Below are 16,286 nucleotides of genomic sequence, written 5' to 3' on the forward strand. Positions count from 1 at the left end.
AAAAGTGCATTTTTAAGATTTTTATCGGTGGTGACATGCTCTGCAGCCTGTGATATAGTCCGCTTTGTGTTTTGGCTAAGGGCCTGATTTTCATGGGCTTTACGAGGCTTTGATAAGGACGCTGATAACGCTTGTGATGATTTAGAATAATTATTATGAGCGGAAATATTGGCTACGACGACGCGAATTTGCTTGAGTTGTTTAAATGTAATCGACTGCTCTGTTAATACCTGCAAATAGGCGTTCTGTAAATAGCGAATATGATTGGCAGCGGTCATCGAGCCCACACTGAGTATAAGTTGCTCAGCGGTTAAGCCCACGACCCAGCAGTTATTGAGGATTTCCTCAGGTAGACAATCTACCAAAAGCTCTTTTACCTCGGTCGTTGCTTGTAGATATAAACGCATATTGTCAGCAAGAGTTTGAGGTAGCGCGCTACCTGCAAAAGCTTGATGATCAATCAGTTTAGCAAGTCGGTTAGGTTGTTTTTTTGACATCGTAAACACTCATCTTCTAGGTGACAGCAGCGATATTCATCATAAACAGCGAGCTTTTGTACTACGGATTTTATCATGTTTATTTCATGGTCATCTTCCCTAAATTAATTCATGCTTTGTCACGGACGGCGAGCAATCCTGTATTTACAATAGGTAGTAAATTTATGAAACAAGCTTTATTAATTTTGTCAGTATTGGGAATGGGTATAGCACAGACGAGTGGTGCTGTCGAAACAACCTTTCAACCAAATAATACCTTGAGTCATACCATTACAAATATCTCTACTTCTGCGAACTACGGTTCAAGTCGCAATATTTATAGCACTAATAGCGGTGCTTATGTTTCTAGCAATGACGAAATCAGTCAAGCGATTGACAATCTTAGTGCGCATGCAAAACAGAAAGAATACCAGCTTGCTTCGCTAACCAGCCGCTTATCTTATGAGCAGCGTCAGCAGCAAGCAAAATCAGTACCTGATCGTTATTCTGCTCCTGCTATCGCCGCCGCCAATGCGTCACGCGTTGCGCGCTCAAGCAGCACAGGTTACTGTGCCCGTTACGTCCGTAAAGCATTACAGTCAGCAGGTTACGAGTTTACGCCAAATCCGTCAGCCTATCAGTATGCCTCTCGTGGTACGCTAGCCCAAGCTGGCTTTGCTAAGATTAGTAATAATACTCAGCCACAAGTAGGCGATGTTGTGGTTTATGATCGCAGCTCAAAGCATCCGCATGGTCATATTCAAATCTTTGATGGTAATGATTGGGTATCTGACTTCCGCCAGAGTAGCATCAGCCCATATAGCGGTGTATACAGTTATACCACTTGGCGTGATTCTAAATACGTTGACGATGCATCGAACCGCGGTATCTATCTTGCTATGGCTGACTAATCAGCAAGCAAGAAATAACGATTATAGATTTTAGAATTTAGTGTTTTCTCCGAACCCAGTAATGCTCTTGATGGCATTACTGGTTTTTTTATGTATTAAATTCAGAAACATAAAATTAGAAAGCGTGAGAGGAAAAGGTAGAGTGCATTAGCGTTTTAAGAGGATTGCACCATTGCGGCCTGTTTATCAAATACTGGCCAATACTGCATGTCGTGAAAATCTGGCGGGGCGGCGTGATTGGGCGCGAAATATAATGCCGTCTTACCAAGTTTAGTATCAAAGCTTAAAATCACACAAGGATGGAGGTATTCAATGCCAATCTCATCGTTGGTAGTCTGTACTTGGGGTAATTGGTTTAATGATAAATAAAAGCTACGCTCGAAATGATAAGTTTTAGCGTCAGCTATTAATGGATCATTAAAAGAGGGAGTTATCATTGAATCGGCTTGTAGCGGCGTTACTCACTGAGAAAGGAGTAGCTGTCCAATCAATAGAAGCCCGCGTTTGTCCATCTCCTTGTAAAAGGGGCGTCGGCGGTAATGTCGCAGGGTTGCGATAGTCGGCAAATTGATAAAGCGCATAACGACCGTCGGGGCTGGCGTTTATTTCAAGGTAAGGGTTTGTTTTGTTGTTATTTTCATTTATCGAAACGGCGCTGTTTATCAACTCGCCTGCTAAAAAGCATTCAAGGCAAGTCTGCTCCCACAAATAATCTGCAAAACCTACTTGCTCAGCTTGCCATGTCGGCCAGTCTAATTGCGCTGCTAACGATTCAAGCGGTAACGTGATGCAGTAATCAAGCTGTAATTGCCATTCTGTAGGCTGGGCAATGACAGCTCTATTGACCAAAGTTGCGACCACTTCTACTTGAATGCTTTTTAAGTCTGCTATGGTGACACCTAGCTGCTCGGCATCAGCGGCTAGCGTATCAGTCGCTAAACATAAATTAAAAATTTGGCTCATAGGTCGATAATATCCAGAGTTTAATATCAGTAGCGCATTATCATACTTCTACTATTTTATTTAAACTGACTATAAATAGCATAAAAGCCGCGAGCAAATGCAGCGCGGCTTTTATTCAATAAGATAGAACATAAGCTAAAATTAAATAGGTAGCTTATTTATTGGGCATGACGCGCAAGGTTTGACAGCTTTGGATTGGCGTTTGGGTTTTGACGCAGTAACAGCGCCATACGGCCAATTGAGTGTATCAAAGTCGCATTAGCCGCTGCGGCAAGCTCAGCGCCGATGACATCGCGCTCTTCTTTGCTGCCAGCTGGCAATTTTACTTTGATAAGTTCATGATCGGTCAAAGCGCGATCAATCTCTTCAGCGATACTTGGGGTAATGCCTTTATTGCCAATCATAACAATCGGTTTTAGGTCATGACCAATGCCTTTTAGGCGTTTAACGGTAGCGTTATCGAGTTGCATACTATTCCTAGATGTTGATAAAAATAAAAGCCGGTGCTATTGCGAGCAGATAATGACCATTATAGATAATCTATGGTCACCTTGCATGAGATCAGCAGGATTTTGCACGATTTTACGTGATGAAAATGTTAAACTGAAAGTATAAGTGCATTATAAACGCTATAGGTTTATAAAGCAGTGTTTTTGCCAAGAGAATTTCGCGGTTAAAGGGTAATGAGACAGATACAAGATTTCGTTGTTCAGTACTAGCGTAATGATATGCTGATAAGAACGTTTTTATAGACGCTCAATTGAGAAGCGACTATTTTAAAAGTAGACCGTTATTAAACGCTCATAAATAACCCCTTTATAAACCGCCAGTCGTGTTTTAAAAACGATGTATTAGCAAGCAGGTATATTACCAGACAATAGGAGCAGTCATTTTGGTCACGCGTATTGAAAATAAAAAATTGTCAAAAAGTAGTAGTGCTTGGATGCAAGAGCACATTGACGATCCTTATGTGAAAAAAGCCCAGAAAGATGGCTACCGTGCCCGCGCTGCTTATAAATTGTTGGAGATTAATGAGAAAACCAATCTGATTAAAAAGGGCATGACCGTCGTTGACTTGGGCAGTGCGCCCGGCAGTTGGTCGCAAGTCGCTGGCAAATTGGTCGGTGAAAAAGGCGTCCTGATTGCCTCTGATATACTGCCGATGGATACCTTGCCCGATGTGACCTTTATTCAAGGTGATTTTCGTGAGGCAGACGTGTTCGAGCGTATCATGGCAGAAGTCGGCAACCGACAGGTCGATGTGGTGCTATCGGATATGGCCCCTAATACTGCTGGCAATAGCGCCATCGATCAGCCGCGCATGATGTATTTATGCGAGCTGGCGGTCGATTTTGCGCTGGCAACCTTACCCGAAGGTGGCGCGCTTATTATGAAAGTGTTTCAAGGCGAGGGGACACAAGAATTACGCAAGCAGATGCAGGCAGATTTTAGTAAAATTCGTAGTATTAAACCGGGTGCTTCACGACCACGCTCAAAAGAGATGTTTTGGATTGCCATTAAGTAGTCATTGGTTTGACTATTTAATAAAAAGGTTTTAACGTCAATCAGTTGCGCGAATCATCCATCCTATAAAGTGTGATAAAAGGTCACCATAAAGGCTATGGTTAATGAGCGTAAAAACGCTACAATCCGTTAACTGAATAAATGTGATTGCTGCTTGAATTATACAGGTTAGCACCACATATCATGATATATTAACTTTGTTTTAAATCTATATTTTTACATCTATGTATCAAGCCTATGTTTTAAGCAAAGTCGTCTGAGAGTAAACGCTTTAACCGCTCAGTTATTCATTTTAGTTCGTTTATTTATTATTTTGCTCGGGTTTTTAGAGGCATTAAATCTAAGTAAAAATAATAATTTGCAGCTAGGCATTGAATAGTGAGCCATACGTTTATATATAGACGTCACGTGTTTAGTAAACACACCAATAAGTAAGGGATGGGAATAACTAGTGAGCGACATGGTAAAAAATACCTTATTGTGGCTGGTGGTGATCGGTGTTTTAGTGCTGGTGTTTAGCGGCTTTGACAAATCATCTGAGCCGGATAATCTTAACTACTCGGAGTTCGTGACCGCCGTGTCAGAAAACCAAGTAGCCAGTGTTGAAATCGATGGCGAGCAAATCACCGGCGAGAAGAAAAATGGTTCATCATTTGAGACCATTCGTCCAGCTGTGACTGATGATCAGCTAATGCCACTATTACGCGAAAACCAAGTTGAAGTGCAAGGCACGGCGCCTAAGCGTCAAAGTGTTTTGATGCAACTGCTGATAGCCAGTTTCCCAATTTTATTGATTATTGGTCTGTTTTTATTCTTTATGCGTAATATGCAGGGCGGCGCTGGCGGTAAAGGCGGCGGTCCAATGAGCTTTGGTAAATCAAAAGCCAAAATGCTGACTGAAGACCAAATCAAAGTGAACTTTGATGACGTTGCTGGCTGTGAAGAAGCCAAAGAAGAAGTCGTCGAGGTTGTTGAGTTTTTACGCGACCCTGATAAATTTACCAAGCTTGGCGCGACGATTCCACGTGGTATCTTGATGGTTGGTCCTCCAGGTACGGGTAAAACACTATTGGCAAGAGCCATTGCTGGTGAAGCCAAAGTACCTTTCTTCTCGATTTCAGGTTCTGACTTCGTTGAGATGTTTGTCGGTGTTGGTGCGTCACGTGTGCGTGATATGTTTGAGCAAGCAAAGAAAAGCGCGCCATGTATCATCTTTATTGATGAGATTGATGCGGTCGGTCGTCATCGTGGCTCTGGTATGGGCGGCGGTAATGATGAGCGTGAGCAGACATTGAACCAATTATTGGTTGAAATGGATGGTTTTGAAGGTAACGAAGGCGTTATCGTCATTGCGGCAACCAACCGTGCAGACGTCCTTGATAAAGCACTATTACGCCCAGGTCGTTTTGACCGTCAGGTACAAGTAGGTTTGCCAGATATTAAAGGTCGCGAGCAAATCCTTAAAGTGCATCTACGCAAATTGCCGAATACGATTGGTGTTGATGCGCATGCATTGGCTCGTGGTACACCGGGCTTCAGTGGTGCGCAGCTTGCCAATCTTGTTAACGAAGCGGCATTGTTTGCCGCGCGTCGTAACAAACGTAGCGTTGATATGACTTTGAAGACGCAAAAGACAAGCTATATATGGGTCCTGAGCGTAAATCTATGGTCATCCGTGAAGAAGAGCGCCGCGCGACGGCTTATCATGAAGCAGGTCATGCGCTAGTTGCAGAATTGCTACCAGGCACCGATCCTGTCCATAAAGTGACGATTATGCCGCGTGGTTTTGCCCTTGGCGTGACTTGGCAGCTACCTGAGCATGATCAGACCAGCATGTATAAATCGAAAATGCTTAACGATATTGCGATATTGTTTGGTGGCCGTATTGCTGAAGAAGTCTTTATCAATCAAATGTCAACGGGCGCATCAAACGATTTTGAACGTGCGACCAAAATGGCACGCGCGATGGTAACCAAATATGGTATGTCAGATGCGCTAGGCATCATGGTTTACGAAGACGATGATAGCTCACAGGGTTACTTTGGTGGCGGTGGTCGGACGATTTCGGAAGCCACGCAGCAAAAAGTTGATGAAGAAGTACGCCGTATGCTGGAAGAGCAATATGATATCGCCCGCGAATTGATTGAAGGCAATCAAGACAAAATGCATGCGATGGTAGATGCGCTGATGAAATGGGAAACCATTGACCGCGATCAGTTGCAGGATATTTTGGCAGGTGAAGAGCCTCGTCCGCCAAGAGTCTATCAGCCTAATGAAGTAGACTTATCGAAAACTGATATCAAACCGACGAACTCTACACCGCCGCCATTACCAGCGATGTAGTTTCTTGTTATTACAATCTCATAGATAGTCGATAAAAAGCCCTTTTTGATAAAGGGCTTTTTTGTGGGCGTCATTTGATGAAGGTTTTAGGACAGAATAAGATTTGCTGCTATCATGGACGTTTATAATCTTAAACTGTGTAAATCCCGCTAACACAATTCTGTAAAATACAATTTATCATGGATAAGTTATGTCATTATTCCAGCCTTTACCTAATTATAAAGTAACGAGCCGCGATAAAAATTTAGATTTATCACAGCCGCATGTTATGGGCATCTTAAACGTCACACCTGATTCCTTTTCTGATGGCGGACGGTTTACTGCGATTGATAGCGCCATCACTCACGCTAAAGACATGATAGGCGCGGGCGCAACCATTATCGATATCGGCGGTGAGTCTACGCGCCCCAATGCCGCTGCTGTGTCTACCGAAGAAGAAGTGCAGCGTGTCGTGCCAGTCGTCAAAGCGATTCGCCAACAGCTAGGCGATATAGGTAAGGATATTTGGTTATCTATTGATACCAGTAATCCTATCATTATGCAGGCAGCATTTGAAGCAGGCGCTGATATTTGGAATGACGTCCGCGCGCTGAAGCGTGAAGGCGCAGCAGAGATGGCAGCTAAGCTTGATGTTCCTGTCATGCTGATGCACATGCGCGGTGAGCCTACGACGATGAATAGTCTTGCTCAGTATGATGATGTGATTAAAGAAGTCAGTACCGAGCTAACAGCGCGTATCGCTGAGGTGACAAGCCTAGGTGTTAAGCGCGAAAAAATCATTATCGATCCAGGTTTTGGCTTTGCAAAAAACTATGAGCATCATTGCGCGTTATTAAGTCAGCTCGAACGCTTGCAAACGCTCGGATTGCCAATGATGTTTGGTATTTCACGTAAGCGTTTTTTAGCTGAAGTATTAAGCAGAAGTGGAGTAGAAGCGCTTGCCAATACTCAAGCGTTAGAGCGTGATGCAGTAGGAACGGCGGCAGGGATTTTTGCGCTACAACAGGGCGCTAGTATTATCCGCACCCATAATGTCGCTATGATGCAGCAAGCGGTGACGCTATGGCAGCAATTATCGGCGTATAATCAAAGCTGATAGGTTATTAAAAGCTTTTTATAAGCTGGCTGTTGCTAGATTGCCTTTTATAAACGTTATCTTCATAAACGATGCTTTTATAAGCACGGCTGACTCTTATTATTTATTAACCTTACTATTTATTTAACGCCATTTAGTTAAATACCATTTAAACCTATGGGAATATTTTTATGACGATTAGCAATCAACCAGAGCCAAACAAGCAACCAGAACCCACCCTTGAGCAACGCCGCATTATTTATCAAGCACGCCGCGGATTAGACTTTTATATTGACCCCTATATTAAAGAGTTGTATTTAACCGCTGACCCGAGTGAACAGGCGACTTTCGCAGAAATGCTGACCCATGAAGATCCAGATTTATTGGATTATTTTACCAACCAAAGCCGTCCAGAAAATGCAGCGATATGGGATTTGGTTAATAAAATTAAAACATGGCGTCATAGTAAAAGTTAAACGTAACCGTTGAATTTCTTTCAAAGTACCAGCCTTTGAGATAGAAGTTTGAATACATAAAATTCTGCTTGGATGCTAACGATGACATTGCTAAGCTCCTTACGTATTGACGCGCTGATCAAACCTATGAGCCGTATACGTTTGATGTTTTATCTGCTTTTGGCCAGTGCGCTGCTAATATTGGCAGCGCTTGCGTCATTGGCGTTGTGGCAGTATGTACTCATATTGATTGTAAGTGCCGCTACCGTAAGCTATTTAGCGCTATCGCGACCGATTTTACTGCATCTAAGCCAGCCGCCCTTAAATAAGAGCATCTATCAACATTGGCAACTACTGATGCGGAGCAGTCGCGGCGATAACTTGTGGCAAGCTGAGTTGATCGCAATCAGCAGCTATTCTTGGGTGATATGTTTTAAATTTATTGTCAAAGAGCCTTATCAGCGCCCTTTAGCAGTCGCGATATTTCGGGATCAAGTCAGCGCCGAGCAATGGCGCAAATTGTCTATTTTAGCCAATAGCGTTTCTGCCAAAACGGCGTAAATAAAGACCACGCGTTAAGAAAATAATACAAGTAGCATCATCTATATGGTGCAATTCTTTATATATCTTTTCCTACCTCTCATTTCTTCCTTTCAATCACTAACATGCCGCTACATGCCATAACAAAACGTCTATCTAGGCTAAGTAAGGGTTTTGCTATAGTGGAGATAAACGTCAAGCTCTTATTTATCTTATTATTTAAGGATTTGCCATATCCGTGACGAATAGATTTTTAGATGAGTAAAGAGGATCAGATATTTGACGATACATTATTTATAATAAAAGGACGATATCATGAGCTTATTAGGAAATTTAGTCAGTCAAGTGGCGCGCAGTGCCATGGATCCAGAGGACAGACAACGCAATCCGGTCAACCAACGTATTAATCCGCGCCGCACTGGCGGACTTGGTGACATATTGGGTAGCGTACTTGGTGGCGGTCATCAACCCGCACCTTACAATCCGCAGCAGTATGAGCGCCGCTCAGCAGATAATGGTTTTGGTTTAGATGACATCATCGGCGGGCTTACGGGCGCAAACCAGCGCGGCGGTATGAGTGCAGGCGCGGGTGGACTTGGCGATATTTTAGGTAGCGTCTTAAGTGGTCAAATGGGTGGCGGTCGAACCTCGCGCGCGGGATTTGGTGGTAAAGGTATGCTGATCGCTGCATTGATGCCGATGGTACTCAGTTGGATCAAACGCAATGGTGGTTTGAGTGGCGCTTTATCAAAAATCACTGGCATGGGTTACGAGAATCAAGCGCGTTCTTGGATGAGTAACCAAGAGGTCAATGATAACCTTGATCCCAATGAGATTACCCGTTTATTTGATGAAAGTGAGATTCAGCAGGTAGCGGCGCATACCGGCGCAAATGAAATGGAAGTCCGCCAAGGTCTGGCTGAGCTACTGCCTGAGGTTATGAACCAATTAACGCCAAATGGCAATTTGGAAAATGAACCTGAAGCCAACGAAGAGATTGACCAAATTATCAATCAGTTATCAAATCGTTTAGGCACATTAAAGTAAAATAATTGTCCTTTATAAGTCTTGCTTTTCGTCATTAAAAAAAGAGTGCATATACATGCGCTCTTTTTTCTATTTTTAATTTATTCAAAAGACTGACATTCTAACCTAATAAGGAAGCCAAATTATCTATCATTAATTTAACGCTAAAAATATAAAAACGCTAAAAAGATAGATATGTTAAGAACCGTGACTAAGGACACCAAGACGATTTAAATATTTTATGATAACGGTATAATTTATTTAGGGCTACTTCATAGCTTTGCATGTTGTAAGCCAGTTTCTTTAAAAAGTCTCATATAAAAAATGCCAGCGATATAAAGGTATAAGTATTTTACAAGGATATGACCCATGCCATTTAAGCCTATCCAAGCAGCGATTGCCATCTTAATTGGTTTGATTATCTGGTTTGTGATTCCTGTACCGACAGGGGTGACACCGGAAGCGTGGCATATGCTGGCCTTATTCATCGCCACCATTGTTGCCATCATCGGTAAAGTCTTGCCCATCGGGGCAATTGCCATTATCGCCGTTATGTTGGTGGCGCTAACAGGCGTGACTAATGACAGTCCAAAAGACGCCATCGCTGATGCACTATCGAGCTATTCAAGCCCACTGATTTGGCTCATCGGTATTGCGGTGATGATATCGCGAGGACTTATAAAAACGGGTTTGGGTCGGCGTATTGCTTATTACTTCATCTCGATATTTGGAAAAAAGACCATAGGCGTTGCTTACTCGTTGAGCGCAGCGGAGCTGATGATAGCACCGATTACACCTTCTAATACCGCTCGTGGTGGCGGGATTATTCACCCCATTATGCGGTCAATTGCGCAAAGCTTTCATTCAACGCCAGAAGAGGGCACGCAAAATAAAATTGGCCGTTATTTAGCGATGGTGAATTATCACGCCAACCCGATTACATCCGGTATGTTTATTACCGCCACCGCGCCAAACCCACTGGTGGTAGATTTGGTCAATAAAGCTACCGGGAGTGAGATTCAGCTGTCATGGACGACGTGGGCGGTCGCCATGTTTATACCGGGGATGCTGTGTTTACTATTGATGCCGTTGGTTATTTATCTGATTTATCCGCCCGATGTCAAAGTCACCCCCGATGCCAAGCAGTTTGCCAAAGACAATCTAAGCGAGATGGGGCAGGTGAGCACGCAGGAAAAAATCATGTTGGGCGTCTTCGCTTTAATGCTGATATTGTGGGCCAATATTCCAGCACTAATCTTTGGTGAACAATTAAGTGTCGATGCGACAACCACTGCTTTTATTGGTTTGACAGCGCTTATACTGACAGGCGTATTAACATGGGATGACGTGCTTAAAGAAAAATCAGCATGGGATACCATCGTATGGTTTGGGGCCCTGATTATGATGGCGTCTTACCTCAATAAACTGGGTCTGGTCGGCTGGTTCTCAAGCAATATCGAATCAATGATTGGCGTAACAGGCGTCGGCTGGATCGGCGCTGTGGCGATTTTGACGTTGGTTTATTTGTATATTCATTACTTTTTTGCCAGTACCACCGCCCATATTACCGCCTTGTTTGCTGCTTTTTATGCAGTAGGGTTAAGCCTAGGGGCGCCGCCAATGTTATATGCGCTTATTTTAGCAGCAGCAGGCAATATCATGATGACGTTGACCCATTATGCAACAGGTACGGCGCCGGTTATTTTTAACTCCGGCTATGTGACCCTAGGAGAGTGGTGGATTATCGGCGCCATCATGAGTGTGGTCAATCTTGTGGTATGGATAGGCGCAGGTTTGATTTGGTGGAAACTGCTTGGTTATTATTAGTAAATAAACTGACAATATTATGAATCATCAATGAGTTTGCTCAAATTGGTTAGAAGCGCTCATCTAAGGTATCTAACGTATAATTTAACGCCTCAAAGCAGATATCGGTATTGAAACCGCGGTATTGCAAAAATCGTAGCTGGCGTGCTTTGTCTTTTTGTTCAGTTGGGATGTTATCGCCATACTTTTTGGTACGGGCGGTGACCGCAAGTTTTAGCCAATCGACGCCTTCGACTAAGTTATCGGTATTCTCATTGATAAATTCAATAAATTCTTCCGATTCGGCATTGGCCATGTCGATCAGCTCATCAATATTGCCAGGCATGGCTATCTTTTTATGATAGAACTCTTGCTTAATACGAGCGCGTCCGCGTCCTTTACGGATATTTTCTCGTATCAGCATCAGCGTGGTACGATAATCGCTTTGATAGCCTTTTTCTGCAAACTCATCAAGTAGAGCATCGATTTTATCGGGGTCTTGCTCTTTGTCTAGCAGCTTTTGTTTCAGCTCGGCTTTGCCGTATTCACGGCGTGACAAATAATAAAATGCCAACCAGCGCAAACGGCTTTCGGCTTTAATGGCGTCGATATCCGCTTGGCGTTGCTCAGGCGTACGCAAATAGGCTTTAAGCGCTGCAGGTAGGTTGTCTGTTTGATTATTAGCTTGATGGTTTAATTCACTATGACCGTTAGCAATATTGCTATCTGTATGCTCATTATCTTCGCTACTATGAACCTCGTGCTTAACCTCGGCAAGTAGCTGTTTGATACTTTGCGCTTCTGGTGGCTGATAGGCAGGTATGTCATTAGCCTCAGGAATAAAAATTGCCGCTGGATGAAAGTTTTTTTTGCGCTTTTTGTTTTTAGAAGGTTTTTTATTATAAGAGGAAGAAGAGACAAGCGAGTCTATATCCGTTATAACATCGTCCTGTAAAGGTGTTGCTTCTTTTTTTGTATAAGTCGTACGTTTAGCCGTTTTTCTAGGCTTGTCTTGATAGGAGCTCTGAGTGTGTTTGAAAGACTCAGAGGATTTGGTAGACTTTTTGGATTTTGCAGGAGTAGCACTCGCTGAATCGGCTTCCGACTCAGCGAGTATTTCAGCTAAGGTTTTAATTTTCATAATCAATCATGATAGACAATCATATTCTACAAAAAATCTATTATTGCACAGGCTCAGGAGCAAAGTCTTGTTCAGGCTCTTCCTTGTCTGGAGCTTTATTAGGGTCGACTACTCCAAGTTTTTCAGCTCGAATTTTCGCTTCGATCTCTTCAGCAATCGCAGGGTTTTCTTTTAAAAACAGTACCGAATTGGCTTTACCTTGACCGATTTTTTCATCGCCATAGCTGTACCAAGAGCCTGCTTTGCCAACTGCGCCAATCTCAACGCCCAAATCAATCACTTCTGCTAAATGGTTAGTACCTTCACCATAAGTGATTTCAAATTCAGCTTGACGGAATGGCGGCGCCATTTTGTTTTTGATGACTTTGACACGGGTTTGGTTACCGATGATATCATCGCCATTTTTCACCGCCCCGATACGGCGGATATCCATACGTACGGACGCATAGAATTTTAGTGCATTACCACCGGTTGTGGTTTCAGGACTACCAAACATAACGCCGATTTTCATACGAATCTGGTTGATAAAGACCACCATACAGTTCGAGCGTTTGGCATTACCGGTAATTTTACGCAGCGCTTGGCTCATCAAACGTGCCTGCAAGCCCATGTGCGAGTCGCCCATTTCCCCTTCGATTTCTGCTCGCGGGGTTAGCGCCGCGACTGAGTCGATGACAATCATATCAACCGCCCCTGAGCGCACCAACATATCGGTAATCTCAAGTGCTTGCTCGCCATTATCTGGCTGTGACACGAGTAAATCGTCCGTATTTACCCCAAGTTTACGGGCGTAAACTGGGTCAAGGGCATGCTCGGCATCGATAAAGGCACAAACGCCGCCTTGCTTTTGGCATTCGGCAATCGCTTGCAAGGTCATGGTGGTTTTACCAGAGCTTTCAGGACCGTAAATCTCAATGATACGACCTTTTGGCAAACCACCAATGCCAAGCGCAATATCTAGACCCAATGAGCCGGTAGAGACCACATCGGCGTCAAGCGTGGCTGACTCGTCACCAAGGTGCATAATGGTGTTTTTACCAAATTGCTTTTCAATTTGACCTAATGCTGCTTTGAGGGCTTTGGCTTTATTTTCGTCCATGTAGGACTCCTTGTGAAAAATAATAAATATAAAATGGTTTAGTTATGTAAAACGTTGCTTTTAAAACGATAGGTTTAAAGCGTTTGTTAAATAACGACTTGCTCAGTGAAATCACTCACGACTTTCATCATCAGTAAACCACACGTTTGGCAAGTTTGGGGTAGAGGGTTATATTAGGTTGAAGACAGTGATATCGAATATATCACCTTACTATACAGTAAAATTGAATCATGAGAAAAGCAAAAAAAAGTTCATAAATGCCGATACTCATTTGCTATAACGATGGCTGTAGGTTTATCTTTGCGATACTGGTCGCGCTACCTTGTGTTATATCGCTATTGTTTAGATAAGGCTATTATAACAAAAACCAAGCCCAATATTTAGCGTAGTAAGCGGCTAAACGACAGTGAATGTCGCCTATTATTGTCCTGCTTTTATTATGAAATAATCATGCTTTGCATATAGTTTTGGACGTGATAAACGGATGATTTGTCAATAGTTTTATGAGTTGTCCACAATAAAAAAAGTATTTTTATTTGTAGGTTGTGAAACATCCATAAGGTTTAAATAAATTTGAAAAAAATTAAAAATATATTATTTATCTTTTAAATATGTTGTAAGTTGTTGATTTATAAAGTTTTTAAAATTGTACAAAAAATGAACGATTTTACCTAACCCTTTAAGCTATCTAAGGAAATGCTTGTCAAGTAGCGACTTATACACAGGGTTATCCACAGCTTATGGGGAGAACTCAGCAAACCCTTATGTTACCGATGTTTGCGCAGACATAAAATCTTAGAGACAGGCGAAATATTGATGATTTCTATTTTTGCAACTTTAAATTTAATAAAAAAATTGTTCTGTTACGCCTATGTTTCACATAATGCCTGCGCCTACAGGGCGTTCAATAACAGCCTTGAATGGCTCAACATTTTAAAAACGACATGCAAAGCCTTATATGTCAAGGGCTATGCTAAAAGTAGCAAAATTCAGCTAAAAGCGGAAAAATGAATTGGCATAAAAAAACGGCTAAGTACGTTATTAGTATCTTAGCCGCTATCGTGCAAGAATGCTAGGGTTACGCTACCAAGCCTAATCCTTGATATAGATCAAATCCCAAACGCCGTGTCCGCGCTCTAAACCGCGGCGCTCAAACTTAGTCATTGGACGAAAGTCAGGACGGTCGGTGAAATTACCAGCGCCTGCTTGATTGGTCAGTCCAGCAAAAGCATCTAACACTTCGACCATCCAAAAGGCGTAATGTTCCCAATCGGTCGCCGTATGGAACCATCCGCCTTGCTTTAAGCTGCGCGTAACAATCGCCATACGCTCAGGGCTGACAAAGCGGCGTTTGTAGTGGCGCTTTTTTTGCCACGGATCAGGGAAGTAAAGCTGAATGCGGTCGATATGATTTTCTGGTAATTGCTTGAGCAATTGAATGGCATCACCGTTGATGATTTTGACGTTGGTTAAACCTTGCGTCCCTGCCATATAGGCGCATTTACCGATACCTGGCTCATGGACTTCAACACCAACAAAATTGCGCGTCGGCTCTGCGGCGGCCATCTCGATAAACGAATCGCCTAGGCCAAAACCAATCTCTAAAGTCAGCGGCGCATCACTGCCATTCGGGCTATCTGCAAATAACGCGCGTAAATCGTTAATGCCCTCAAGATTGCCATCTCCGAAACTGTTATTGACCAAGTAATGCGCAAATTCTGGCGCAGTCAATGCCAGCTCGGCATTCTTATTCATGTGCGTACGGCGCTTCATAAAGGTATTAACGATACGAATGTGCTTGTCCGTTGGCTCTTCAGTCTGACTGCTGGCATCAGTATCTACATCCACGTTATCAGTATTAACGCTATCAGTATTGATGTTAGAAGCGGTTTGCATTTCTGTGTTCATGGTATCAGCGGTATTAGGGTTTGGCGCATCAGTCGTATCGTTACCACTACTATTGATGTCATTGTGCTTAGGATGTTGACTCATAGGATTAACAAAGCTTAATTAAGTAGATAAAGTTGCCTCATTATAAGTGAAATCGTCACCACTGTGAACGCACAATACAGTTTTAGCGCACCCGCCATAACGCTTATAACTTTATAGGCTGTTTGTATATATAGGTTTCATATATATGGGTTTTCTACGCAGGGCTTTTGGCGTTATCATATAGCCAGCATGTTTTAAAAATAAGGGTTTAAAAATAACCACTTAATAAGAATCGTTGGATAAAAAAACGATATATAAATCCGCGCGTTAACATTTATGCTTAATAATCAGTAAGGCCTATCACCATGTTATTTATCGAGACGGATTCGCCGCCACCGTTTTATCAAGAACAGCTGAGCGCTGCTAAACGCGAACAACTGGATAAATGGTTTATCAGTCAGCGTAGCCAGTCGTATTATCTTAAGCGCTTTAAGGAGTTTGATGAGCAAGGCTACCTGTCGCCTAAATGGCACTGGGCGGCGTTCTTTGTCACCTTTCCTTGGCTGTTGTATCGCAAGCGCTATATGGATGCGATTGTATATAGCGTCGCAGGTTGGTCATTTATCCAGCTGAATGTGGCGCTGATATTGGTAGCGTTTGAGTTTGTGGCGATGCCTTTTATTGCCGATGCGTATCAGATGGGCATACGGGTCGCTATCGCGGCGCTGATTTGGCTGTTTTGGTCATTTATGGTGGCACGCTGGACAGATGCTTATTATTATCGCATGGCACGGCGCGAGATTGCGGATGCTATCAATGATTATCCACGCGATGAAGCGGCGCAAAAAGCGCATTTAAAAAAAGAAGGCGGGGTCAGTTTATTTGGCTTGGGCTTAGGATTTGGGTTTTTTGCTTTTGCGTTAATGGTGATAAAGGTGCAGTTTTTGCCCATTGTCGCCAAGCCTAAAGAAAATGAAGTGTTATTTGATACCTAT

15 protein-coding genes and 1 pseudogene are annotated in these 16,286 nt (G+C 43.0%); 9 read left to right on the top strand and 7 right to left on the bottom strand.

Annotated elements, in window-relative coordinates:
* Window positions 1-497, bottom strand: a 497-nt coding sequence (locus V7D75_RS08840; protein WP_333614264.1) for a hypothetical protein, incomplete at its 3' end; no start/stop codon positions are given.
* A 164-nt stretch (window positions 498-661) separates the two neighbouring features.
* On the opposite strand from V7D75_RS08840, the gene V7D75_RS08845 reads away from it, so the two are divergent.
* Entirely contained in the window at window positions 662-1,387 is a 726-nt protein-coding gene (locus V7D75_RS08845; RefSeq protein WP_068403797.1) for a CHAP domain-containing protein, read from the top strand.
* Window positions 1,388-1,542: 155 nt separating this feature from the next.
* Here V7D75_RS08845 and V7D75_RS08850 read toward each other — a convergent pair whose 3' ends face one another.
* From V7D75_RS08850 to V7D75_RS08860, 3 genes are all read right to left on the bottom strand, one after another.
* Window positions 1,543-1,824: a hypothetical protein gene (locus V7D75_RS08850; RefSeq protein WP_333614265.1), complete on the bottom strand. Its 282-nt coding sequence runs from the start codon at window positions 1,822-1,824 to the stop codon at window positions 1,543-1,545.
* Window positions 1,805-2,350, bottom strand: coding sequence for a hypothetical protein (locus V7D75_RS08855; RefSeq protein WP_333614266.1), 546 nt, complete (start codon window positions 2,348-2,350; stop codon window positions 1,805-1,807). The genes V7D75_RS08850 and V7D75_RS08855 overlap by 20 nt, the downstream gene beginning before the upstream one ends.
* Before the next feature lie 158 nt (window positions 2,351-2,508).
* On the bottom strand, window positions 2,509-2,820 hold the full coding sequence (locus tag V7D75_RS08860) for a YhbY family RNA-binding protein (protein WP_068403801.1): 312 nt from the start codon (window positions 2,818-2,820) through the stop codon (window positions 2,509-2,511).
* 422 nt (window positions 2,821-3,242) lie between these two features.
* Between V7D75_RS08860 and V7D75_RS08865 the strand changes: the two genes are divergently transcribed.
* The 7 genes and pseudogenes from V7D75_RS08865 to V7D75_RS08895 all read left to right on the top strand — a co-directional run bounded on the left by V7D75_RS08865 (window position 3,243) and on the right by V7D75_RS08895 (window position 11,140).
* Entirely contained in the window at window positions 3,243-3,875 is a 633-nt protein-coding gene (locus V7D75_RS08865; protein ID WP_144296661.1) for an RlmE family RNA methyltransferase, read from the top strand.
* Between the two features lie 450 nt (window positions 3,876-4,325).
* Window positions 4,326-6,217: pseudogene (gene ftsH / locus V7D75_RS08870) on the top strand (ATP-dependent zinc metalloprotease FtsH).
* A gap of 190 nt (window positions 6,218-6,407) precedes the next feature.
* Window positions 6,408-7,313, top strand: a complete 906-nt coding sequence (gene folP, locus V7D75_RS08875; protein WP_333614267.1) for a dihydropteroate synthase — start codon at window positions 6,408-6,410, stop codon at window positions 7,311-7,313.
* A 170-nt stretch (window positions 7,314-7,483) separates the two neighbouring features.
* Window positions 7,484-7,768, top strand: coding sequence for an FAD assembly factor SdhE (locus V7D75_RS08880; RefSeq protein ID WP_333614268.1), 285 nt, complete (start codon window positions 7,484-7,486; stop codon window positions 7,766-7,768).
* An 81-nt stretch (window positions 7,769-7,849) separates the two neighbouring features.
* Entirely contained in the window at window positions 7,850-8,308 is a 459-nt protein-coding gene (locus tag V7D75_RS08885; protein ID WP_333614269.1) for a hypothetical protein, read from the top strand.
* A gap of 294 nt (window positions 8,309-8,602) precedes the next feature.
* Window positions 8,603-9,334, top strand: a complete 732-nt coding sequence (locus tag V7D75_RS08890; protein ID WP_333614270.1) for a YidB family protein — start codon at window positions 8,603-8,605, stop codon at window positions 9,332-9,334.
* A 348-nt stretch (window positions 9,335-9,682) separates the two neighbouring features.
* A complete protein-coding gene (locus tag V7D75_RS08895) occupies window positions 9,683-11,140 on the top strand; it encodes an anion permease (protein WP_333614271.1) in 1,458 nt (485 codons plus the stop codon).
* A gap of 49 nt (window positions 11,141-11,189) precedes the next feature.
* Here the strand turns inward: V7D75_RS08895 and V7D75_RS08900 are convergent, their stop codons facing one another.
* The 3 genes from V7D75_RS08900 to trmB form a co-directional block, all read right to left on the bottom strand.
* Entirely contained in the window at window positions 11,190-12,260 is a 1,071-nt protein-coding gene (locus V7D75_RS08900; protein ID WP_333614272.1) for a regulatory protein RecX, read from the bottom strand.
* A 40-nt stretch (window positions 12,261-12,300) separates the two neighbouring features.
* Window positions 12,301-13,359, bottom strand: a complete 1,059-nt coding sequence (gene recA, locus V7D75_RS08905; RefSeq protein WP_333614273.1) for a recombinase RecA — start codon at window positions 13,357-13,359, stop codon at window positions 12,301-12,303.
* 1,092 nt (window positions 13,360-14,451) lie between these two features.
* Entirely contained in the window at window positions 14,452-15,267 is an 816-nt protein-coding gene (trmB, locus tag V7D75_RS08910) for a tRNA (guanosine(46)-N7)-methyltransferase TrmB (protein ID WP_442968944.1), read from the bottom strand.
* Window positions 15,268-15,656: 389 nt separating this feature from the next.
* Between trmB and V7D75_RS08915 the strand changes: the two genes are divergently transcribed.
* Window positions 15,657-16,286 (top strand): DUF2628 domain-containing protein (locus V7D75_RS08915; protein ID WP_333614274.1); only part of this gene is annotated, 630 nt, incomplete at its 3' end.

It is taken from the genome of Psychrobacter sp., from assembly GCF_036731945.1.
In the GTDB taxonomy this organism is placed as follows: Bacteria; Pseudomonadota; Gammaproteobacteria; order Pseudomonadales; family Moraxellaceae; genus Psychrobacter.